Consider the following 23009-nt stretch of genomic DNA (forward strand, 5'->3'; position numbering starts at 1 on the left):
TTTTGTAAAATTTAAAAATATAGGTTAAAATAAGACTATTTAAGTGTTAATTTGATTGGGTGCTAGTAGATGATTCTCTATTAAAAATACGTGTAAAGAATAGGCTGTATATCTATTCTTTACACGTATTTTAAGGGTGTTAAATTGTTACTCTCTATTATTGATATAAACTTTTAGCCATTGCAACAATCTGTGCTACCGTTTTTTGAGGATTGGGATTATTCAGAATAAACTGAACATAGAATCCTCTAATATATCCATTTGGCAATTCGCTGTACCCACCAGGGGCAGATGCATTAGGGGTTAGTTTTATAATTTCACTTTGTGCTTTATTGATAAATAGCCTATAACCTAGTTCTATAGCTGTAAGCTTTCGGCACCATCGCACAGGCATCCAATGCCAATATTTTGTTGGATCTGTATGTGGATAATCATCAATAGAAGCTCTTCCATCCCATGTAGGTATTACTACGGCTTCAACAAACCCATAGAAATCACCTGTTTCGACATTAAAATATTCTACATCGTTGAGAGTATGATTTAATTTCCAGACTTGAGATCCATTAAACCGGGCTCCCGATGGCATTAAATTGAGTCGATATTTATTCGTGTTATTGGGACCAAACCAGTAAGTTAATCCAGCTTTAGCAACCGGATTACTTCCGGCTTTAACAGTAAGGGTGGTTCGTACATCTTGCTCGGTGGCATTGCCGCACATTGCAAATAGTTGCCGTACATCGCTGTTAGATGGTGCTCCCCATCCTGAGGTTAAGACTTTGTTTTTACCTTCATAGATCACACAGATGTCTCTGTCTTCAAGATATTCGAAACGTTCACGGTCATAATATGGACCGCAATATTTATTAATTTCCTGAGCACTTACATTTTTGAGGAGAGTAGTATCTATTCTATATCTCTTTAGGATAAGATTTATATCTTCTTTGCTAAAGGACTCGCCGGCATAGTGGTTTATATTGCTATCGATCCAGAGATATTCGCCTATTCTTACAGCATTATAACTTGTTGACGTGTTTAAAAGATTATCAACAAAAACAAGAGGAGTATTGAGAGCATTTTCATACGGTGAAACTGGAGGAACAAGTGGACCTTCAAATTCTTCATCACTGCAAGATACAAATCCAAGTAGGATTAATAAAAAATTATCAAGTTTCATAAGGCATTCTTATTTAGTTTTAATTTGCAACCAATCAACATCCAGCAACTACGCTGACTTTGTTGACTATGAAACTTTCTAGTGTCAAATAGAGCTAGATAACTAAAAAAGAGCCTTATGTTTTATTTCTTAATCTTATACTAAAATAGTGACGAGATCATTATTTTTTTTCTTTGAGAAGATCTCTGATCTCAGCAAGTAAAACTTCTTCTTTGGATGGGGCAGGAGGGGCTGCCGGTACTTCTTCTTTCTTATTCTGAAGACTGTTCATTCCTTTAATAACAAAGAATATAGCAGTTGATATAATAACAAAGTTGATAACCATCTGTATGAAGTTGCCATAATTGAGGCTAACTGCCGGTAGTGCAGTTCCGGCCCCATTCACAGAAGCTTCTTTTATAACGAATTTTAAATCTGAAAAATTTACACCATTAAGAAGTACTCCGATCGGAGGCATAATAACATCATTCACAAGTGAATTTACAATCTGCCCGAATGCTCCGCCGACTATTACCCCGACTGCCATATCGACCACATTACCACGCATCATGAATGCTTTAAGCTCTTTTATTATTGCCATGTTTATTGTTTTATTAGTTATACTTTCTCATTATAAGTGTTGATTGTATAACATTGATAAGTTATTAATTGTTTAATAAGATTTCTATTTTCTTCTCACCGTCTTCCGTATAAGTTTTGATGTAAGTTTGGCCTTTAGCCATTTTTTGTATCAGAAAATAATTAGTCAAGTATTCCGGATAAAATTCTTGTATATTATTACTGAAAAATAAAGATATTGTTTGTGGACTTATATTTATAGGATCAAAAGCTGTCTTTATTTTATACTGTCCATTTTCTTTAAGATACTGAACCAAAGTTTCTCTGTCAGCAGAGACCAAAAGATAGTTTTTATAGAAAGAGAGATAGACTGGTGAGTTATGATGAAAAACCTCACGTCCCATTTGTTCTGACGTCATATAGATATGCTGATTACCCAAAACGACATCTCTGGTACTAAATTTTCTTTGGATATAGTTTACTTCCAGTTTATTTAAATGATTGTAGATATCAAAACGATCCTGCATATATTTTAGTGCGTATATGGGGGATTTCTGATTTTTATTTAGTATAAAACCATATGATGGTGCATTAAACAGACATATAAGCGAACTTGATATACTTGCCGCGTCTGTATTTATAGTATATGAGATTAGAGAATCGGGAAATATAGAATAATCAATAGCTATACTGTCATTTTCGGAAGTAACCTCATTAGGCCAGTTGTCTGAAAATGTATTATTTGTAAAACCGGCCAATTCCATTTGATTTCCTTCTAAATCGATATTAAAGGCCGTAAAAAATGTGCTGTTATTAAAATAGAGATTTGCATCATAGCTGGTTTTTATTTTCTTAGCTATTTCGGCTGCTTGTTTTTTACTGAATATATTATTGGAAGCATCGGTATCAACAAAACTTTCTAATAAAGTGTAATTGTATCCACCTATGAAAAACCCCTGATAAAACATGCAAGAAAAAAAACGGTTGTCATTTGCCGGATAAAAGAGAATCTTAACATCTTTATATATTCTAACCTTGGGGGCGAAAGACGGGAATAAGGTATTCTTCAATAGTGATCTAATTCTCGACTCTTGTTCGCTGGTTACTTTACTTATTATATATAAGTCTTTTTTATGCTCAGCAATTAATATAGGATAAGTGAGAGAGCCTTCGGCAGAGAATATTATATCTTCAAGTTCAGGAAAAGAAACAGTGAATGCTTTTAAACTCTTTTCTTTGTTGATTTGTAATATACCTGTTACTTCGGATGGAATATGAGTGTAGATATCTGTTTCAAATACTCCCTTATCATGGCTAAGTTTTTGAAACATAACGATGCCAATTGTTATTATTACAATAACTAATAAAGATAAAAGGCTTATTTTTACTCCGGATTTTATTCGCATATATTAAACGAGGTATCAGACTTAATTGGTAACCTCTATTAATTACTAATAATTATTTTATTGTACTAAATTGGCTAATTACAAAGATATAGTAATATTTCTTTAGATTTAACTTCTATACATAACAAAAAGGCATCATTATAGTTTATCGATTGTATATCTTTGTGGTTATAAGGTTCGGAGATATTATTGTTGATAGTCAATATTTAGAATAGCGGATAGGTAGCAAGTAATGTTTAAAAGGTAGATTTCGGATGAGAGTTTTGATACGAAAAGAATTGATTTCCATACTATGCTCAGGTATAGGATTATTTTTTGCACTGATTTTTTTACTTGCAAACGGATTGATGCTTTGGCTTTTTGAGGGTAATTTCAATATTCTGGATATTGGTTATGCCAGTTTAGATAAATTCTTCAGTCTTTCATCTATACTTCTTTTACTTCTTATTCCTGCATTAACAATGCGTCTTATTGCTGAAGAAAAGCGGACTCGTACTTTAGATATGCTTCGTTCGCGTCCTATAAGCGTTTCCCGAATTGTATGGAGTAAATGGATATCTGCTTTAATTTTTGTGATTATAGTGATATTACCCACTCTCATATATGTTTATACTTTATCAGCTCTAAGTAATTCGGTCGGAACTCTTGATATTGGGGTTATACTTTTATCGTATGTGTCATTAATATGTTTGTCAGGAGTTTTTATCGCTCTGGGGATATTTGCTTCATCTCTTTCACAGAATCAAATTGTATCATTTATACTAGCTTTGCTTTTAAACTTTATAGTATATTTTGGTTTCGACTTGTTGAGTACCATATTCCAAACGGGAAGTACTAGGGTATTTATTGCTTCATGCGGCTTGTACCATCATATAATACAAATACAAAGAGGAGTTGTTACGATTGGTAATATATGGATATTTATTAATTATATTCTTATTGCATATTTGATAACTATTTGTATTCTGACCCTTAACAATAAAAATGTAAAAAAAAGACTATTGACTTTTGGAATAGGTCTTTTAGGACTTAATATTATAATACTTTTCTTGCCAAATACTCAGCTTGATCTAACTCTGGATAAAAGGTATACAATTGGTGATTATTCGAAGGAACTTGTTTCTACGATTGCAGATAATAGTACTGCTAAAGTAAAAATAAATGTGTATCTGGAGGGAAACTTGAATTATGGTTTTCAGCGTCTGCGGAATGCTACAAATCAATTCTTAATTGATCTGAATCGTTATGCAGATTATAAAATGGATATTTCTTTTATTGATCCTTCATCACTGCATATTTCAAGAGAAGAACTTCCTGAATATATGGCTAAGCATGAAATGCCATCGGTTATGCTCAATGAAGTTGATAGGGATGGAAAGGTTAGTAAACAACTGATTTATCCTTATGCGGAAGTGATTGTGAATCAAGATACTCTGCAAGTCCCTTTATTAAAGAATATAAAAGGGAATACTGCAGAAGAAAATTTGACTGCTTCTATTGTTAATCTTGAGTTTCAATTTATAGATGCTTTACGCCTCTTACTGAGAAGTGAACCTCAGGCTATTGCTTTTATAGAGGGACACGGAGAATTACCTCGTGCTTATGTGTATGATGCCGAAGAAGCTTTGGCGAAGTATTTCTTTGTTAATAGGGGACAAATAGGAAACGACCCATCTGTATTGAACGATTTTAAGGTGGTTATTATTGCAGGACCTACACAACGGTATTCGGAAACTGAAAAGTATATCCTAGACCAATACTTGATGAAGGGCGGGCGTATTCTCTGGCTCATTGACGGAGCTTATGTTTCTTTAGACGACTTGGCTAATAAAGGACAATCTGCCAGTATGAAGAATGAGACATCTCTGGATGATCTTCTTTTTACTTATGGGGTGCGTATAGAACCTAATTTTATACAGGATTCTCAGTCCTCGCAAATATTAGTGCAAAACCATTCAGATGCACAACCTGTAAGTATTCCTTGGTATTATTCACCTTTGTTGCTGCCATCGTTTGACAATATAATAACTAAAGACATTACAGACGTAAAAGCTGCATTTGTGAGTAGTATTGATTTATTAAATAAATCGAAGTTGGCAGCTAAAACTATTCTTTTGACAACTTCTCAACATAGTCGTATTATTCCTGTACCGGAAATGATAACTTTTGATGTAGAACACATTCAATCGGATGCAAACTACTTTAAAGACTCATTTCTTCCGATTGCTGTGGCATTGGAAGGTAAATTTCAATCCGCTTTCAATAATCGGCTAATACCCGATAGTGTCAATCAGCAAAATCATAAAATGCAGATTGAGAGTGTAGACACTAAAATGATTGTTGTAGCCTCGTCCGATATTATAAAGAATGAAATAATAGGAGAGGGCGATGATTCCGAAGTGTTGCCTATGGGGTATGATCGGATATCAGGACGTAGATACGGTAATAGGGATTTTATTGTCAATGCAGTTAACTGGCTTGCAAATGATGACGGTTGGATGGAACTTCGCTCGAAAACACAGAAGTTGAATTTATTGGATAAGAGACTAATTTACGAAAGTAGAACTAAATATACAATTTTAAATATAGTATTTCCTTTATGTTTTATCATCTTGATTTTGGGAGGTGTTACTTTATGGCGTCGTTATAAGTATACTCGTAAATTATTATAAAAAAAAGAAAGTCCCGATTAAGAGGCTTTCTTTTGTGATTATATGTTATTCTAAAAGATATAAAACCTTATTTAAATACCAATACTCTTTTGTCCAAAGGTGAGAATTCTTTTTCTCCCGGTTCTTGAAGGGGAGTACCAAATGGCATTTGAGCTATTAGTTTCCAGTTAGAATCCAGATTCCATGTTTTAGCAACTTCTTCGTCTATTAATGGATTATAATGTTGTAATGAAGCTCCTAATCCGGCATCTTCTAACATATTCCATATGGCAAATTGATGCATTCCTGCTGTATGTTGTGACCATTTAGGGAAATTATCGCTGTATGATGGAAATTGTTTTTGTAAGCCTTCTACTACTGCCTGGTCTTCGAAATATAAGATTGTTCCATACCCTGCAGCAAAACAACCATCAATTTTATCTTCTGTTGCTTTGAAATCCTTTTCAGGTACAATTTTTCTCAATGTTTCTTTTACAATACTCCATAGTTTAAGGTGATTGTCTCCAAGTAATAAAACAACCCTTGTTGATTGAGAATTGAATGCGGATGGTACATGTAGTACTGCATATTCCACAATTTCTTGTATTTCTTTGTCTGAGATTGGAGAAGTGTTACTTATTGAATAATAAGTTCTGCGATGTTTAATTGTTTCTTTAAAATTACGAGCCATAATTGTTTATAATTTAGTTTATATATTAACAACGAGTCACTTTCTTTTGTTGTGTTTCAATGTGTCTTTTTAAGTATTGAAAATGCTTTCACTAATTACATTTCCTATTGGTTTTTAATTAGCAGTGTAAATTTAGTTACACTATATGCAGTCATAATACAGAAAAAGCCCCTTTTTAAAAGGGGCTTTTTACATATTTCTTCAATATTTTAAACCATATGGTTTAGATATTTGATACTTCTTTAGGATTGGCTCCATACTCGTTTGATCCTGGAGTTCCGTCCTGAACTAAAAGATAAAGAAGATAAAAGTTTGCAATTGGAACGATACCAAGTAGTAAAAACCAACCGCTTTTGCTAATATCGTGTAGTCTTCTTACACCTACGGCTAAACTAGGTACTAGTAATGCTAAACCTAAGATACTACCTACGATTTGCATTCCGATGATACTGTCAATAATACCAGCAACAATAGCTAGGATAATATAAACAAGGATATACATCCAGTATTCTTGTCTTCTTGCTCTGCCGTTAAAATCAGCATATTTGTTTTTTACTGCGTCTAGAAAGTAATTGAAATTCATAATTGTTTTATTTTTAAATAATTTGAAAATTGAATAACCTATTAAATTGTCCTGTTAAGAGCTTAATGTGTCATTTGACAAATTGCTTTGCAAAATTAATGAATTTTATCATACAAATATCAAATTAATGCTCCAATTTTTCACAATTATATATATCTTGTTGATTTATATATAGTTGTGTTTTGTTTAGTCTCTCTTGTTTAACAAATAGGTTATTTTCTTAACCAAACCTTAGTTATATCTCCTATTAACAATTGGTGATATCCTTTACCGCTTTTCTTGGCATCTTCTAAGAATTTTTTATCCTCAACTTCTTTCGCGTCAGCAGGATTAATTGTAGACTGTTGTATTAATTTACATTCTAAAACAAGAAAGGCTTCTTTGTAAGTTATATTTCCGGAAGGAGTATCCACTTTAGTTAATTTCAATTCTTTCATTTTGTCAGAATCACGACCCGTTTTACTACCTAAGAAGAGTACTTGATCCTTGTATGCATCATCAAAAAAGGAAAAAGTATATCTTCCCTCTTTCTTTATTAATTCTAAGGTATAACGCCCTGCATTCAGCGTACACCAAGCAACCTGTTTTTCATATAATCTACCCCATCCACCCCAGCTGGCAGTCATCGAATTATATATACTATCCGTTCCGGCAGTAATTACAGAGTAGTTTTCACCTAATAATTTGAATATATTCTGATTGATATCTTTTGCATCAATAGCTTTGAATAATTCATCGAAACTTTTGTTTGCTACATCGGCTGTAGTTGTAGATACAGTTGTGCTGTCGGTTGTTTGTTTATCAGCATTCTGTTCTTTTGAAGCGTTATTACATGATGATAGCAATACAACACTCACGAATAATAAAATAATCTTTTTCATCTTTTTATAATTTGTATATCAATTCATTAAAATATTATGACTCTTCTATATTTACTGACTTTTCAATTTGCGGTAAGTATCGATTTCTTACCATACTTTTCAAAGCAATAAATAGGGAAGATGTATTATTGAGCTTCTAGTTTCTTGATTTGTACCTCAGCCTCATCAGTAAATTTTTTGCCATTCTTTTTTGCTTCTGATACAAGTTGCTCTGCCGCTTTTTGTGCAGCAAGTTTAGCTAATGCTCCTTTAGGTTCGGCAGCACTAACAAGTTGTTGTCCTCGTTTTTGTGCTTCCTCTACTAATTTATCATTGGCTGTTTTAGCATCATCGCGAAGTTTTTGGATTTGTTTTGCTTTTTCTTCTCCGGCTTTGGCTGTTAGATCCTCTTGTTTATCGCTTGCACTTCCTCCTAATAACTTACCGACTGTGTCGCCTGTTAATAGATTTCCTATGAGGCTTTTGGTATCAACTCCAATTTTAGGGTCGCTAAATGTGCCTCCTATAGTAATTGGAATATTACTTAAATAAGCATTCGCCATTGATTTCGGTAAGGTAATAGATCCCTTATAATTGATAGATTGGTCTAACCCTGTTGTGCCTTCAAGATTTAGCTTTCCTCCGTCTCCTATACCAATACTGAATGGTTTTGTATTAATTTTACCATCGTTGATGGTAAATGGAATACTTACATCTTTTGCAGAGAACGATTTAAGAGCATCAGTTTTGAGACTTGATGATAATTTGTTTAAAGCCTCTACGCCTTCTACTTGCACATCATTAGCTTGTAAAACGCCACTGGCGGTTAGTCCGCTTAGCATTTGCAATAAGTTGTCACTCATCGATGCATTCATATTCATACTCATTGAATAATTGCCCAATACTTTATCAAATACAGGTGCAAATTTCTGAATAGATTCTACCGACTTGAATGTTTCGGCAAAAGAAGCTTTATTGATGTTTGCATTCAATGTTACTTTCGGATTTTTGGGGTCAATAGCTGTGCTGTATGATCCCGTAACTTTGGCTGTTCCGCCTAACGCATTTCCTGTTACATCCTGCATGGTTATTGTACCGTCTTTTACAGTTATAGCTCCTTTTAGGTTGGTAATGTCGACTTTTTCGTACACAACGTGCTTCATATCTGCATTTAGTGCAAAATTAAGATTTGTCGGAACTACAAAATTTTCAGATGATTGATTTGAAGATGTTGTTGGAGTTGCATCTGTAGGACTCTGTTGACTCCCACCGGCTGCGGCTGTACTTTCTCCCATAAAATCGTTGAGATTGAAGTAATTCGATTTTAGAGTAAGCTGACCTTTTAATGTTTGATCTTTTAGAGCATAAGCTATAAAATTTTCGAGACGTCCTGTTGCTGAGATATCATTCTTTCCGATTTTTACATCTAATGATGATAGGTTCACATATTGCGGTGTGAACCCTAGCTCTGCATTATTGATAACAATATCTTGCATATCGCTGGATTTGTACATCATGTTATTCATTTTCAAAGCTCCACTTGCATGTACATTTTGATATTGCTCTTTCTCAATAGCCGACATTCGTGCTGCGATATCAAGATCCGCAGTAAGCTTTCCGTTTAGTTCCGTTCCTTTATCTAGAGGATATACTTCTTTGATCACTGCTAAATCAATTATTCCCTTCATATGAGCTTTGAGGTTGGGATCACTCATTGGAGTCTGAATGTTCAGGCTGGCAGCGAATGGATTGCCTGCCATCGTAAAATTAAATTTACTGATGTCGATGATTGTATTATCAAAAGAACCGCCTTTATTACTGATACCCATTTCTACATTAATATTATCCACTGATTTGGGTAATGATGGATATTGAAACATGGCATTATTGATGAGTAGTTTGAAGTCAAACGCCGGATATTGTTCACCTTGCATGAGGCCTTTTATAAATCCATCCATAGAAGCTGTGCCCGAGGTTTTGATGTCTTTAAAATCTTCGGTATACATAGCCGGAAGTATCGACAGAATGTCTTTAAATTGTGTTTCGGGAGCTTTCAGTTTCAGGTCAAAATCCATTCCTTCTTCACCTACCATTGCTAAAGAACCGTCAATAGACGCTTTTACGTCATTTAATTGTAGGTCGCTTTCTACAAACGTAAACTTGATTTTTTCCATATCAGCATCAACAGTTGCATTGGCCAATCCTTTTATTTTAGACAGATAAGGTATTCCATCCATGATAAATGATACTTCGCCAATGGACGATTTTGTTTTCAGAGTCGTGTTATTTGCACTAAAATCACCTGATACTTCACCATTCCAATTGTTTAATATAACTTTCATATTGGATTGCTGATCATCATAGGTTACTTGACAATTATCCAGGGATACTTTTTGTAACTTGAGATTAAATGAAGAGGAGCTTCCTTCTTCATTACTATCGGCGGTTGGAGTAACTTCTGCTGAATCTACTTTAACTATGTCCCAATTGACACGGCCGTCAGTTAATACCTTGGCATATACAACTGCTCCGTTCATATTGATTTTTGATACTTCGTAGTTTCCCTTCAATACTTGCATTATATTCAAAGTAACATTCGCTGATTTGGCTTTGACTAAGGTATCTCCTGCAAAATCACCTATCCCGCTAAGAGACATATCTTCAAGAGATAGTGTTATATTTGGGAAATTTGAAAAAATACTGACTCCAAAATCTTTTACATGTAGTTCCGCATTTAGATTTTTATTAGCAGCATCAATCACCGCATCTTTGATCTTATCTTTAAAAAGAAATGGAATTGAAATCATAATTGCAAGAAGGAGTACGAAAACTCCGCCTCCTATTATCAAACCTTTTTTTACACCTTTTTTCATTTTTTCTGTTAGTTGTTTTTATTGGGGCTAAAGTTAAATCTTTAGTTTACTACAATTGTAAGGATAATTGTTAATGTATATGAATGTATTTTGGTATAATGGAGTTGGAGTGTTCTGAAAAAAGATGAATTTTTATTAATTTTGTTTTCGAAATGTTTATGAAAAATAATGAAAAATAACAAACTATGAAAATTCGACTCTTTTCTTTTTTTCTCCTCTTTTTTATAAGTGGACTTTATGCTTTAAGCCAAAACTATCCTAATATTGTGAATTATAACTTCAATGGAACACCCACTTATGGTGTGAAGATTAAAACTAATTTGCCTTTTCTGAATAGTAGCCAAATGCTGACAATTAAAATTGAAGGTTATAACTATTCAGGTTATAAGTCACAGGTTGGAATACTCAATTTAAGTATTGCCTGGTATATTTATGATAATATATTTTATACGCCAACTGCAACAAGTTTTGGAGGAACAGCTCCGGGTATATGGTTAAGCAATGAAAATGGTAAAGTTGTCATATTTTTAGATCAGAAAGTTAGTTATCAGAGATTTACAGTTAGTTCTTTTGCTCAAGGAGTTGCTGAAAAGCCCGAGTATTTTCAGGGATGGACTGTTGTGGATGCAGCTTTAGCAGGAACTCAACAAACGCAAGTTCCTTATAAAAATGTTTTTGCAGGGAATGTTGGTATTGGGACGGAAAATCCTGAATGTCAACTTGATGTGAATGGTGATGTGAGGGTTGGTTCTAATGATGGTTCTATCAAACCTAAACTGGTAATAAAAGGACCTAATCTTCCTTCGGGAAAAGCGGGGCAAAGAGATCTCAGTTTTGAATTTGAATCGGCTGGAAGTTCAGTAATTAGAGCCTATAGAGGTGGTTCGTGGGATAATTGCCTTCAGTTTTTGACAACATGGGCAAGTTCAACACCTTACGTGCGGATGCATATTGCAGCGAGTGGAGACGTAGGTATCGGAACCGAGGATCCACAAGCTAAATTGGATGTACGTGGGACAATCTCTGCATCGGAAGTTAAGGTTCAAGTATTATCAGGTGCCGACTATGTTTTCAACCGTGATTATAACTTAAAGCCTTTATCTGAAGTCGAAGCTTTTGTAAAAGAAAACAAGCATTTGCCAGAAATTCCCTCTGAAAAACAAATGCAGGAAAATGGTCTTAGTATGAATGAGTTTCAAATAAAACTACTTCAAAAAATAGAGGAACTGACTTTATATACAATAAGTCAAGAAAAGAGATTGAATGAGCAACAATCTATAATTGAAAAACAAAATAGGAGAATAGAACAACTGGAGAATAAATAATTAGAGTGCTTTATATTATAAAAAAGAGAGATCAAACGATCTCTCTTTTTTTATGATTTAGTTCTCATTTCTTCGAGTTCCATTGTGATTAGTTCCCAAGTACTCATTTCGTTTTCTATATCTTTTGACATCTTGCCATGTTTCTCAAATAGAGTAGAATCGCTTGATCCTTCGGGAGTAGCAAGAGTTTCCTCTAATGAAGCTTTTTCTTGTTCCATCCGTTCTATTTTGTGTTCGATATCAGCGATCTGTTTTTCGAGACGTTTGATAAGGCGATTTAATTCTTTTCGCTCTTCGTACGAAAGCTTATTTTCCGATGGGGTAGAAGCTGGTGTTGCTGTACTAGCCTCATTTGCTTTTGCTATGGATGCTTCAACTTTAGCAGCCGAAACAGCTTCCAACTCCTGTAAAGTATCCATTTTCTTCTTTTGGAGAAATTCGTAAATACCGTACAAGTGTTCTTTTACTTGTTGATTTCCAAATTCGTATACTTTATCAACAAGTCCGTCTAAAAATTCACGGTCGTGGGATACAACTATTACTGTACCATCAAATTCTTTGATAGCGTCCTTCAATACATCCTTTGATCTCATGTCGAGGTGATTGGTCGGCTCATCCAAAATCAAAAGGTTTACAGGTTCTAAAAGTAAACGTATCATAGCCAGACGGCTGCGTTCTCCTCCCGAAAGTACTTTCACTTTTTTGTCCGAAGCTTCTCCTCCAAACATAAAAGCTCCCAGTATATCACGTATTTTGGTACGTATATCACCTGTTGCTACATAATCTATCGTTTCGAATACTGTACGATTTTCGTCCAATAATGAAGCTTGATTCTGTGCAAAATATCCGATTTTTACGTTATGTCCCAATTCCAATTTTCCTTTGAAATCGGTTTCCTCCATGATACATTTGACTAATGTCGATTTACCTTCACCGTTCTTGCCAACAAAAGCAACTTTATCTCCTCTATTGATAGTAAATGTTGCATCTTTAAAAATGAGGTGATCGCCATAGCTCTTTTCCAGATTCTCGGCAATAACAGGATATGAACCCGATCGGGGAGCAGGTGGGAATTTTAAGCGAAGACTCGAATTATCTTCTTCATCTACTTCCAAACGGTCTATTTTGTCTAATTGTTTGATTCTCGATTGTACCTGTACAGCCTTAGTTGCTTTATAGCGAAAACGTTCTATAAAATCTTCCGTTTCTTGTATTTGTTTTTGTTGATTTTCATATGCCCTGATTTGCTGTTCACGGCGTTCTTTTCTCAGCTCTACATATTTGGTATAATGAACTTTATAATCGTGAATTTTCCCCAGAGATATTTCTATTGTGCGTGTGGTTACAGCATCCAGAAAGGCCCTGTCGTGAGAAACTAAAATAACAGCATTGGCATGGGTTGACAGAAAATTCTCCAACCATTGTATTGACTCAATATCGAGGTGATTGGTCGGCTCATCGAGCAGTAATACATCCGGACGACGAAGTAATAGCTTTGTTAGTTCGATACGCATACGCCATCCTCCGCTAAATTCATTTGTCGGACGTTCGAAATCGCTGCGTTTAAAACCTAGCCCAATTAATGTCTTTTCTACTTCTGCCAGAAAATTACCTCCTCCCGACATAAGGAACTGCTCATTGAGGTAAGAAGAACGGTCTATCAGATTATGATACTCTTTCGATTCATAATCGGTACGAGTGGCAAGTTGCTCATTTACCTGTTCCAGTTCTGCTTCGAGTTGTTGTATATGATCAAATGCCAGAGATGCTTCTTCGAGAACTGTATTACCATCATTCAGTTGCATATGCTGTGGCAGGTAACCGATGGTAAGTTCCTTTGGATAAGATACATTTCCTTGTGTAGGTTGTTGTATTCCTGCAAATATTTTAAGCATAGTACTTTTGCCGGCTCCATTTTTACCGACAAGTGCTATTCTGTCTTTTTTATTTACGACGAACGATATATTATCGAAAAGAGGACGACCTCCAAATTCTACTGTTAGTCCTTCTATTGAAATCACTTTTTCTAAATTTTATTTGCAAAAGTACAAATTTTAAGTTTGCCGACCTATTTGTTGCTGTTTGCTCTTCTTTTTATCTTGAAATTCTCTTTGCAATCTCACTTATATGAGTATTATCCGTACCACAACAGCCCCCTACAATATTCAGGTTGATTAAGTCATTCAACTTAATGATTTCATTAGCAAGCTCAATATGGTCAGAAGATTTTAAATCGATGGAGTTATCAAGCTCTTCAGGAGAAAGTGGTGATGTATTTGCCTGTATCCCTCCAAAACGATCTTTCACAAGTGGTGTTCTATTAAATTCCTTGCTCAGTGCCGAATATAGAATTCCAGGATGTACGCAATTAGCCATATAACAAACCGGATTCTGTAGGGTTGATTTATCTATGGTCTCAATAGCATTGTGAATAGAGGTTCCGTCTAGTAGACATCCGTTTTCCCGTACCATGAAACTAATTATATAAGGTAAATTAGTCTTTTCTAAAGCTTTTGCCATTCCGATAGCTTCGGGTAAAGTAGGCATGATTGCAGCAAATAAAAAATCGACTTCTGATTCTTTAAATGCATTGGCTTGCCATGAATGAAAATCTTGGGCTTCTTCAATCGATAAAAAATCTTTTGCCAGATAAGCATCGCCTTTACATCCCATAAGTCCTCCGATAAACATAGTTGTCTGACAGCTTTCTTTAATAGCTTTCAAGAAAGATACATTATCGGAAATAATATCTTTATTATATTTTGAATTGTTAATGCGTTCTTTATTAGCGCGTCGGGTGGGAGTGGTTGCAATAAACGGCAGATTGTATGTTTTAGCTATATTAATGTATTCTCCCCATAGATGAGCCAGAGCCTTTTTACCTTCGTCTGTGTAAATGAGACTGGCCATTGATACTTCGTTATCAAATACTAGTTTAGATTCTCGCTTAAGACGTTCCCCTAATGCTCCTTCCATTAAGAACGGGTATTTTTTCGTATAGCATGTTAAGAAATCCATAAGCTTTAAAAGTATTTATTATTATTTCTACATTTGCAAGAGTACAATTTATAGGTTCTTTATGAAAAAGATTTTAGTAATTATTTTTGTTTCAAGTCTACTGATGAGCTGTAAGTCATCATCTAAAGTTTGTGGTTGCCCTTACGGAAGTATCCATACACCGTCTGTCGAATATTTAGCACAGAAATGAAACTTTATACGTTTTTAATGAGCTGACGTTTTAGACCATACATTTATAATTACTACTCCGGCAATTATAAGCACCAATCCTATTATAGCCGGAAGATCGGGTATTTGCTTAAAGGCAAATATTCCTATTATAGTTATAAATACAATTCCTATGGCCGACCACAATGCATATGCAATTCCTACAGGCAGGCTTCTAAGAGTGAGGCTCAGTAAATAAAATGCTGCTATATAACATACAACAGTAACAATACTAGGTATTAGTTTAGTGAATTGTTCGGACATTTTGAGAGAAGATGTTGCTACTATCTCAAATACAATAGCCATCAATAGAAATAAATAATGCTTCATTGTTCTAAACTTTAGACTACAAAAATACGCTTTTCAGATCATAATAGGTCGGTTTTGTTGTTATTTCCTTCTCTCGCTAATTTGTTTGATTACCTACTTTTTCTGTAAAATTGATACAAAAGATCGGTTTTGTCTTTTTATTTATTATTACCTTTGACTTTTTAAGTGCCATTGTAATATTTGTCCGTATCTTTTATAATGAGAAGTTTAGGTTGTGGTACTTACCGAGACTATAAACAGGTAGGTGACGTTATATTAAAAAATACATATATACATTTCGTTCTATGAAAACGTACACAAATGTCAAGGATTTAGGAGATTTGAATGCTGCCGTTCAGGAAGCATTAGAAGTTAAAAAAAACAGATTTGGATACAAGCATTTAGGAGAAAACAAAACTCTGCTGATGGTATTTTTCAACTCCAGTTTACGTACACGTTTGAGTACGCAAAAAGCCGGAATGAATCTTGGAATGAATACTATGGTGTTGGATATCAATCAAGGTGCATGGAAGCTTGAAACCGAAAGAGGTGTAATAATGGATGGTGATAAAACCGAACATTTACTGGAAGCTATTCCTGTGATGGGTTGTTACTGCGATATTATAGGAGTGCGTGCCTTTGCCCAATTTGAAAATAAGCAAGACGATTACGAAGAAAAAATATTGAATCAATTCATTAAATATTCAGGGCGTCCCGTTTTCAGTATGGAAGCGGCTACAGGACATCCTTTACAGGCTTTTGCTGACTTGATAACTATCGAGGAGCACAAAAAGACTGCTCGACCCAAAGTGGTGTTAACATGGGCACCTCATCCAAAAGCATTACCTCAAGCAGTTCCCAATTCGTTTGCCGATTTTATGAATGAGGCTGATGTTGATTTTGTGATTACCCATCCGGAAGGATACGAACTTGATCCTAAATTTGTGCGTGGAGCTAAAGTAGAATACGATCAGGATAAGGCTTTAGCAGGTGCTGATTTTGTATATGCCAAAAACTGGGCGGCTTACACTGATCCTAATTACGGTCAGATATTAAGCAAAGACAGGGCTTGGACAGTGTCTACTGAGAAAATGGCTTTGACAAATAACGCTTATTTTATGCATTGTTTGCCTGTTCGTCGTAATATGATTGTAACAGACGATGTGATCGAAAGCCCACAATCAATTGTAGTTCAGGAAGCTGCTAATCGCGAGATTTCGGCACAAACGGTTATCAAACGCATGCTCGAGAGCTTATAATAAATGTATAATAAGTATTAAATATAACAAATATGAATAGATTGTATTATTATTTACCGGTGGCGATTCTGGCGGCAGCAACTACGGTTGGCTGTAAACAGAAAGCTAACGCACAGGAGGAGGTAGTTATGATAGACGGATTAAAAATCGAGAACCTGGATACTACAGCTAATCCCGGTAGCAATTTTTATCGTTTTGCTACAGGAGGATGGGCTGATGCAAATCCTATACCTGACGAATATTCTCGTTATGGTTCGTTTGATCAGTTGAGAGAAAATAATCAGAAGCAAATTAAAGATCTGATTATTGAACTGGGTAAGACCGAAAACAAGCAAGGATCTACTGCTCAAAAGATCGGAGATTTGTATAAAATGGGTATGGACAGTGTGAGGTTGAACACAGATGGTGCTGCCCCAATTATGGAACAATTGGCGACTATCAATGCAGCTTCAACTGTAGAAGATATAATTGTTCTTTCGGGAAAAATCAGACATTATACATCTGCACCATTTTTCGGTTTCTATGTAGGTGCTGACGATATGAATAGTTCTATGAATATTGCTCATATCTATCAAGCCGGATTAGGCTTAGGCGAACGTGAATATTACCTGGCAACAGATCCTACATCTAAATCTTTGCGTGAAGGCTATATTAAACTGATGGAAACACAGTTTAAATATGCAGGTTATACCGAAGCGGATGCTAAGGCTGCGGCAGCTGCTGTTATGAAAATAGAAACAGCATTAGCTAAATCTCATTTCGAAAAAGAAAAAACACGCGTTCCCGAGCTAAACTATCATAAAATGCAGGTTAGTAGCCTAAATGATTCGATAGCTAAATTTAAGTGGAACGAGTTTTTTACGGCTGTAGGAGCTAAAGATTTAAAGGAACTGAATGTTTCTCAAAAAGAGCCTATCACAGCAGCAGTAAAATTGATACAATCTACACCTGTGAAAGATTCTAAAGCTTATCTTTCTTGGTGTTTAATCAATGCTGCATCAAAATATCTGGATGATAAATTTGTGAATGCAAATTTCGAATTCTATGGTAAAGAGATGAGCGGCAGCAAAGTGATTCAACCTCGTTGGAAAAGAACAGTAAATACAATCAATGATGCTCTGGGAGAAGAAGTCGGACAATTGTATGTTGAGAAATATTTTCCCCCAAAGGCTAAAGAGCGTATGCTTGGTCTTGTAAACAATCTGAAAGAATCGTTGAGCGAACGCATCAACAATTTAGAATGGATGAGCAAAGAAACAAAAGCTAAAGCTCAGGAGAAATTGGGAACATTTATCGTGAAAATTGGTTATCCTGACAAATGGAGAGATGTTTCAGCATTAGAGATTAAGGATGATAACTATTGGGCAAATATCGTTCGTGCGTCTAACTTTGAATTCGACTTTATGTTGAGCAAATTGGGTAAACCTGTTGATCGTTCCGAATGGTTAATGTCTCCTCAGACAGTAAATGCTTATTATAATCCTACAACTAACGAAATATGTTTCCCTGCAGGTATTTTACAACCTCCATTCTTCTATATGGATGCTGATGATGCAGTGAACTATGGGGCAATAGGTGTGGTTATTGGTCATGAAATGACTCACGGTTTTGATGACCAAGGTCGTAAATATGACAAAGATGGTAATATGACCGATTGGTGGACTCCCCAGGATGCAACTAACTTTGTAGAAAGAGCGAAACTGTTGGCAGATCACTTCAATAATATTATAGTATTGGACGATTTACATGCTAATGGACAATTTACTTTAGGTGAAAATATTGCCGATCAAGGAGGTTTACAAGTGTCGTATTATGCATTTATGAAAACAAAACAGGCACAATCGAATGAAATGATTGATGGATTTACTCCTCAACAGCGTTTCTTCCTTGCTTATGCAAATCTTTGGGCCGGCAATATCAGAGATGCAGAAATCAGACGTTTGACAAAAATAGATCCTCATGCTTTAGGCAGATGGCGTGTTGATGGTGCTTTACCTCATGTGGAAGCGTGGTACAAAGCCTTTAATATAACAGAAAAAGACTCTCTTTACTTACCTGTAGAAAAACGTTCGTCTATTTGGTAATTATTGATGTATTTCGATATAAATAGAGAAAATCTCCTATGAATTCATTTTCATGGGAGATTTTTGCTTATAAAGAGTCGAAAAGACTCATTTCTGAAAAAATAACATTTTTTTTATCAATAATTAGATAACTCTTTTTAGATTTGTGGGCTATTTTTTTATAAATTATAGTACAGACACGCGTTAAGTGATTAATACTAAATATTTTATGTGTATGAAAAGATTGTTACTATCAATGTTTTTACTCGGAATGCTAGGTATTTCGGGTTCTTATGCTCAAAGTAAGGCTACTACCGATCCAGTTATTAGCAGGAGGATTGAGGCATTAAAGAAACAAGAAGCCGAGAAAATTGAAAAATTGAAAACTGAAGCACTTGAAAAATCAGAAAAAGCTCATCGGGAGGCAGATAAAAAGGCACAAAAGGAATCTGAAAAAATAAGAGATAAAGCATATAAGCAAGCTGCAAAATATCATGAAGAATCGGAGAAAAAAATAGCAAAAGTTCGACAAAAAACAGCAAGTAAGATACTTGCATTGTAAATTAACAAAGTAAATGTTGTTATTTGACAACTTTGGCTGACCGAAAATAATTTTACATAAAAATAGGAGAAAGAAAATGTCGTTATGATATTTTCTTTCTCTTTCTTTTGTGGGTATGTTTAATAGCATGTTTGGTGATATTTGTGACATAATGATATTTTTATTGGTTTTTATATCTTATATTTGTGTCATAATAATAAAAATAAACGTTTAATCATTTAAATAAATATCATTATGAAAGCAAATGTTTTTACTTCAGTTATTGTTGCTCTGTTTTTATTTGCAATTAATTCTAGCGTGGTAAAAGCAGATTCAGATGCAGTATTGTATCATAATGTTGAAAAGACAGAAAATGTAGTTTCTACTACTTATTTTAAAGGAGATGTTCAAAATAACAATCTTGTACCTTTCAAAAAGAAAGTAAACACATTGAATGAACAAGGCGCATTTGTGTCTAAAGTTACTTATATATGGAATGAATCAAATAAAAGCTGGACACCTTCTAATAAGATGGTTTATACATATGATGGAGCCAAGGTGATGAGTGTATCTCGTTCTGATTGGAATGAAAAGACTAAGAAATGGAACGAACCAGAGAAAGCTTCTTATAGTTATAATGAAGACGGCACATGTATACAATAATCATCTTTTCACAAATTATATATATTAATAGAAGTATGGAAGAGTAGGTATCATTAGATAGCTACTCTTTCTTTTTGCTGTGCTTTAGGTAATCGTCTTCAAAAAAATAGGTCTCATTGTCGAGATGGAATCGTATTGTATTGATTATATCTTCTTCTTTATACTCTGATATTTCATTAATTATATCATCGATAGAGTAATTCTTGTAAGTTATTAATTGTCCTATTTTTTCTGATATATCATTAAATTTGTAATTATTGAGGCCTGTATCAGATTTAGCAAGGCATACGTCACACTGTCCGCAATCTTTACTCTTACCCTCTCCAAAATAGCTCAACAGCATTCTACTGCGACAAATGTCATTGCGTTCGGCATATTCGGTAATTCCTTTAATTCGTTTCTCGAATCTCTTTTTCCTTACTTCATATACAGTTTGAGAAATTACCAGATATTTTATGGAAACTCTGGGTTGTTTATAAATTATAAAAGGAGTCTTTTTAAAAGGTATATATTCTATTATTCGCTTTTTAGCCAATATTTTAAGCATCTGATAGACTTCTGTTCTGCTCTTTTTGAGATGTAATGCAATTGTTCCTTCATTTATAGTTACATAGTCAGCGAATATACCGGTATATAATCTCAATACTACATTTATAAGATGCTCGTATTCCGGAGAAAACTCATATTTATATAGTTCATCCCGATAGATAGAGAAGATTACTCTCGATTGATTATCGGTTTCATCTGTGTATTCGATATATCCGGCCAACTCTATTATCTTTAGAGCATTATGGGTCGGGATAAGAGGGTACTTATAAATGGAACAGAATTGATGTAAACTGAAGTCGTAGACTGAGTTAAGACCAAACCCTTCGGCTATTTGAAAAAAATATGCAAGAGATTCATATACACGTATTACAAATTCACGTTCAGGAAATTCATCATCAATACGTTTCTTAAGTTTTGTGCTGTCTGTTTTAGAATATAGTATAGCAGCATAAGCCTTTTGTTCGTCTCTGCCTGCACGTCCTGCTTCTTGATAATATTCTTCGATAGAATTGGGTAAGTCTATATGCACTACAACACGAACATCGGGTTTGTCAATTCCCATACCGAAAGCATTAGTCGAAACTATAATCCGGCATTCGTTATTCTTCCAGGCATTTTGTTTACGAGTTTTATCATCGCTACTCAATCCGGCATGGTAGAAATCGGCAGAAAGCCCTTGTTGTATTAGTTCTGTAGCTATTTCTTTTGTCCGTAATCGACTACGCACATATACGATAGCACTTCCCTTGATTTTAGATAGAATTTTTATGAGTGATTCGGTTTTATTATCACTTTCACGAACTATATAGGATAGATTTTTTCGTTCGAAGCTTTTTCTGAAAACATTCTTTTCTTTGAATCCCAGAATGTTTTGAATGTCATCGGTGACTTCGGGCGTTGCAGTAGCTGTAAGTGCCAAGACAGGAACATTTGGGAGCTCCTTTCGTATATCTGCAATATTCATATATGACGGGCGGAAGTCATATCCCCATTGTGAGATACAGTGAGATTCGTCAATAGCCAAAAGACACACATTCATACTCCGAATTTTAGTAAGGAATAGCTGTGTACCTAATCGTTCAGGTGATATATAAAGAAATTTGTAATCACCCAAGATCGCATTATCCAATGTTATCATTATCTCATTGTGAGACATCCCTGAATATATAGATAATGCTTTTATGCCTTTTTCTTTCAGGTTATCTACCTGATCTTTCATTAGGGCAATAAGGGGGGTAATAACAAGGCAAATACCATCCATAGCCAAAGCAGGAACCTGAAAAGTAATAGACTTTCCTCCTCCTGTAGGCATAAGACCTAAAGTGTCTTTTCCTGAAAAGACACTTTTGATGATATCTTCCTGTAAAGGTCTGAATTCAGAATATCCCCAGTATTCACGTAGTATTTTATGAAAAATATTCAATTCAGTTATTCAGAATATTTTTAGAGGTTCGACATTGAACGCACTAATACTTTGGCTTTATTATTTTCTTTTTCTAAGGCTTTTAAGATTTTCTTATCGTTAAAATCCGAAAAGTGGTAAGGATAAAGATAGATTGGAGATACTTTTTGTACAGCATCTACAAACATTTCATCTGTCATAGTATAAGGCGTGTTCTTGGGTAAGAAAGCTATATAAATATCCTTTAATTGTTTCATTTCGGGAATATTTTCGGTATCACCTGCTACATACACTTTTTCGCTGCCAAAAGTAAGTACATAACCATTACCTCTGCCTTTAGGATGATAAAATTCACCATCGGAGTTTTTGCTGACAATATTGTATGCAGGAACAGCCTGAATATCGATTCCTTCAAAAACCGTTTTATCTCCATTGTTTAGAACTTCTCCGTAAGTTAGAGAATCGGCACATACCTTAGAAACGATAAAACGAGTATTCGCTTTTTTTATTTGCTCAATAGCATTTATATCGAAGTGATCAGAATGCTCATGGGTAAGTAATATTAAATCAGCCTTAGGTAGTTTCGAATAATCGGCAACCTTCGAGTATGGGTCTACATGTATGACTTTTCCATTAATTGTAAAGATCAGAGATGCGTGTCCTACTACGGTAACGTTAAGCTCTCCCATTTTGGTGAGGTAGCTGTCCGATGGGAGTGATTGGGGTTGAGACTGAGTTTCTTCCATATTTGTATTATTTTCAGAAACATTACTTGTATCTTCTACTTTTTTTCCGCTATTACATGCAGTTGCGCAAGAAAATATTGCTACTGCACCGAGAAGCATGATCAAATCTCTCATATGCTGTTATTTTATTA

General features: G+C 34.8%; 18 protein-coding genes. 6 read left to right on the plus strand and 12 right to left on the minus strand.

Annotated features, from left to right (window positions below):
* Positions 1 to 157 precede the first annotated feature (157 nt).
* From G7050_RS14500 to G7050_RS14510, 3 genes are all read right to left on the minus strand, one after another.
* On the minus strand, positions 158 to 1174 hold the full coding sequence (locus G7050_RS14500) for a hypothetical protein (RefSeq protein ID WP_166116682.1): 1017 nt from the start codon (positions 1172 to 1174) through the stop codon (positions 158 to 160).
* Between the two features lie 160 nt (positions 1175 to 1334).
* Positions 1335 to 1754 (minus strand): large-conductance mechanosensitive channel protein MscL, encoded by a 420-nt coding sequence (gene mscL / locus G7050_RS14505; protein WP_166116684.1) that lies wholly within the window; start codon positions 1752 to 1754, stop codon positions 1335 to 1337.
* A gap of 64 nt (positions 1755 to 1818) precedes the next feature.
* The gene (locus G7050_RS14510; protein ID WP_166116686.1) at positions 1819 to 3063 is read right to left on the minus strand and encodes a hypothetical protein; all 1245 of its coding nucleotides are present in this window, start codon (positions 3061 to 3063) and stop codon (positions 1819 to 1821) included.
* Positions 3064 to 3392: 329 nt separating this feature from the next.
* Here G7050_RS14510 and gldG point away from each other — a divergent pair, with 329 nt between their 5' ends.
* Complete coding sequence (gldG, locus tag G7050_RS14515; RefSeq protein WP_166116688.1) at positions 3393 to 5810, plus strand: gliding motility-associated ABC transporter substrate-binding protein GldG; 2418 nt, start codon at positions 3393 to 3395, stop codon at positions 5808 to 5810.
* Positions 5811 to 5877: 67 nt separating this feature from the next.
* On the opposite strand, the gene G7050_RS14520 is transcribed toward gldG, so the two are convergent.
* The 4 genes from G7050_RS14520 to G7050_RS14535 all read right to left on the minus strand — a co-directional run bounded on the left by G7050_RS14520 (position 5878) and on the right by G7050_RS14535 (position 10796).
* Entirely contained in the window at positions 5878 to 6480 is a 603-nt protein-coding gene (locus G7050_RS14520) for a nitroreductase family protein (protein ID WP_166116690.1), read from the minus strand.
* Between the two features lie 223 nt (positions 6481 to 6703).
* Positions 6704 to 7063: a DUF805 domain-containing protein gene (locus G7050_RS14525; RefSeq protein WP_166116692.1), complete on the minus strand. Its 360-nt coding sequence runs from the start codon at positions 7061 to 7063 to the stop codon at positions 6704 to 6706.
* Between the two features lie 212 nt (positions 7064 to 7275).
* The gene (locus G7050_RS14530) at positions 7276 to 7944 is read right to left on the minus strand and encodes a flavin reductase family protein (protein WP_166116694.1); all 669 of its coding nucleotides are present in this window, start codon (positions 7942 to 7944) and stop codon (positions 7276 to 7278) included.
* A gap of 125 nt (positions 7945 to 8069) precedes the next feature.
* Entirely contained in the window at positions 8070 to 10796 is a 2727-nt protein-coding gene (locus G7050_RS14535; RefSeq protein WP_166116696.1) for an AsmA family protein, read from the minus strand.
* A gap of 185 nt (positions 10797 to 10981) precedes the next feature.
* Between G7050_RS14535 and G7050_RS14540 the strand changes: the two genes are divergently transcribed.
* Positions 10982 to 12121 (plus strand): hypothetical protein, encoded by a 1140-nt coding sequence (locus G7050_RS14540; protein ID WP_166116698.1) that lies wholly within the window; start codon positions 10982 to 10984, stop codon positions 12119 to 12121.
* 50 nt (positions 12122 to 12171) lie between these two features.
* Here G7050_RS14540 and G7050_RS14545 read toward each other — a convergent pair whose 3' ends face one another.
* The 3 genes from G7050_RS14545 to G7050_RS14555 all read right to left on the minus strand — a co-directional run bounded on the left by G7050_RS14545 (position 12172) and on the right by G7050_RS14555 (position 15676).
* Positions 12172 to 14142: an ABC-F family ATP-binding cassette domain-containing protein gene (locus G7050_RS14545; protein WP_166116700.1), complete on the minus strand. Its 1971-nt coding sequence runs from the start codon at positions 14140 to 14142 to the stop codon at positions 12172 to 12174.
* 73 nt (positions 14143 to 14215) lie between these two features.
* Positions 14216 to 15139 (minus strand): homocysteine S-methyltransferase family protein, encoded by a 924-nt coding sequence (locus G7050_RS14550; RefSeq protein ID WP_166116702.1) that lies wholly within the window; start codon positions 15137 to 15139, stop codon positions 14216 to 14218.
* Between the two features lie 204 nt (positions 15140 to 15343).
* A complete protein-coding gene (locus tag G7050_RS14555; protein ID WP_166116703.1) occupies positions 15344 to 15676 on the minus strand; it encodes a multidrug efflux SMR transporter in 333 nt (110 codons plus the stop codon).
* A 284-nt stretch (positions 15677 to 15960) separates the two neighbouring features.
* Here G7050_RS14555 and G7050_RS14560 point away from each other — a divergent pair, with 284 nt between their 5' ends.
* The 4 genes from G7050_RS14560 (at position 15961) to G7050_RS14575 (ending at position 20181) form a co-directional block, all read left to right on the plus strand.
* Positions 15961 to 16914: an N-acetylornithine carbamoyltransferase gene (locus tag G7050_RS14560; protein ID WP_166116705.1), complete on the plus strand. Its 954-nt coding sequence runs from the start codon at positions 15961 to 15963 to the stop codon at positions 16912 to 16914.
* 32 nt (positions 16915 to 16946) lie between these two features.
* Positions 16947 to 18998 (plus strand): M13 family metallopeptidase, encoded by a 2052-nt coding sequence (locus G7050_RS14565; RefSeq protein WP_166116707.1) that lies wholly within the window; start codon positions 16947 to 16949, stop codon positions 18996 to 18998.
* A gap of 214 nt (positions 18999 to 19212) precedes the next feature.
* Positions 19213 to 19539, plus strand: coding sequence for a hypothetical protein (locus G7050_RS14570; RefSeq protein ID WP_166116709.1), 327 nt, complete (start codon positions 19213 to 19215; stop codon positions 19537 to 19539).
* Positions 19540 to 19773: 234 nt separating this feature from the next.
* Positions 19774 to 20181: a DUF3836 domain-containing protein gene (locus G7050_RS14575; protein ID WP_166116711.1), complete on the plus strand. Its 408-nt coding sequence runs from the start codon at positions 19774 to 19776 to the stop codon at positions 20179 to 20181.
* Positions 20182 to 20242: 61 nt separating this feature from the next.
* On the opposite strand, the gene G7050_RS14580 is transcribed toward G7050_RS14575, so the two are convergent.
* Complete coding sequence (locus G7050_RS14580) at positions 20243 to 22153, minus strand: ATP-dependent DNA helicase RecQ (RefSeq protein WP_166116713.1); 1911 nt, start codon at positions 22151 to 22153, stop codon at positions 20243 to 20245.
* A gap of 20 nt (positions 22154 to 22173) precedes the next feature.
* Entirely contained in the window at positions 22174 to 22992 is an 819-nt protein-coding gene (locus tag G7050_RS14585; protein ID WP_166116714.1) for an MBL fold metallo-hydrolase, read from the minus strand.
* Positions 22993 to 23009 lie beyond the last annotated feature (17 nt).

The organism is Dysgonomonas sp. HDW5A (assembly GCF_011299555.1).
GTDB lineage: Bacteria > Bacteroidota > Bacteroidia > Bacteroidales > Dysgonomonadaceae > Dysgonomonas_A.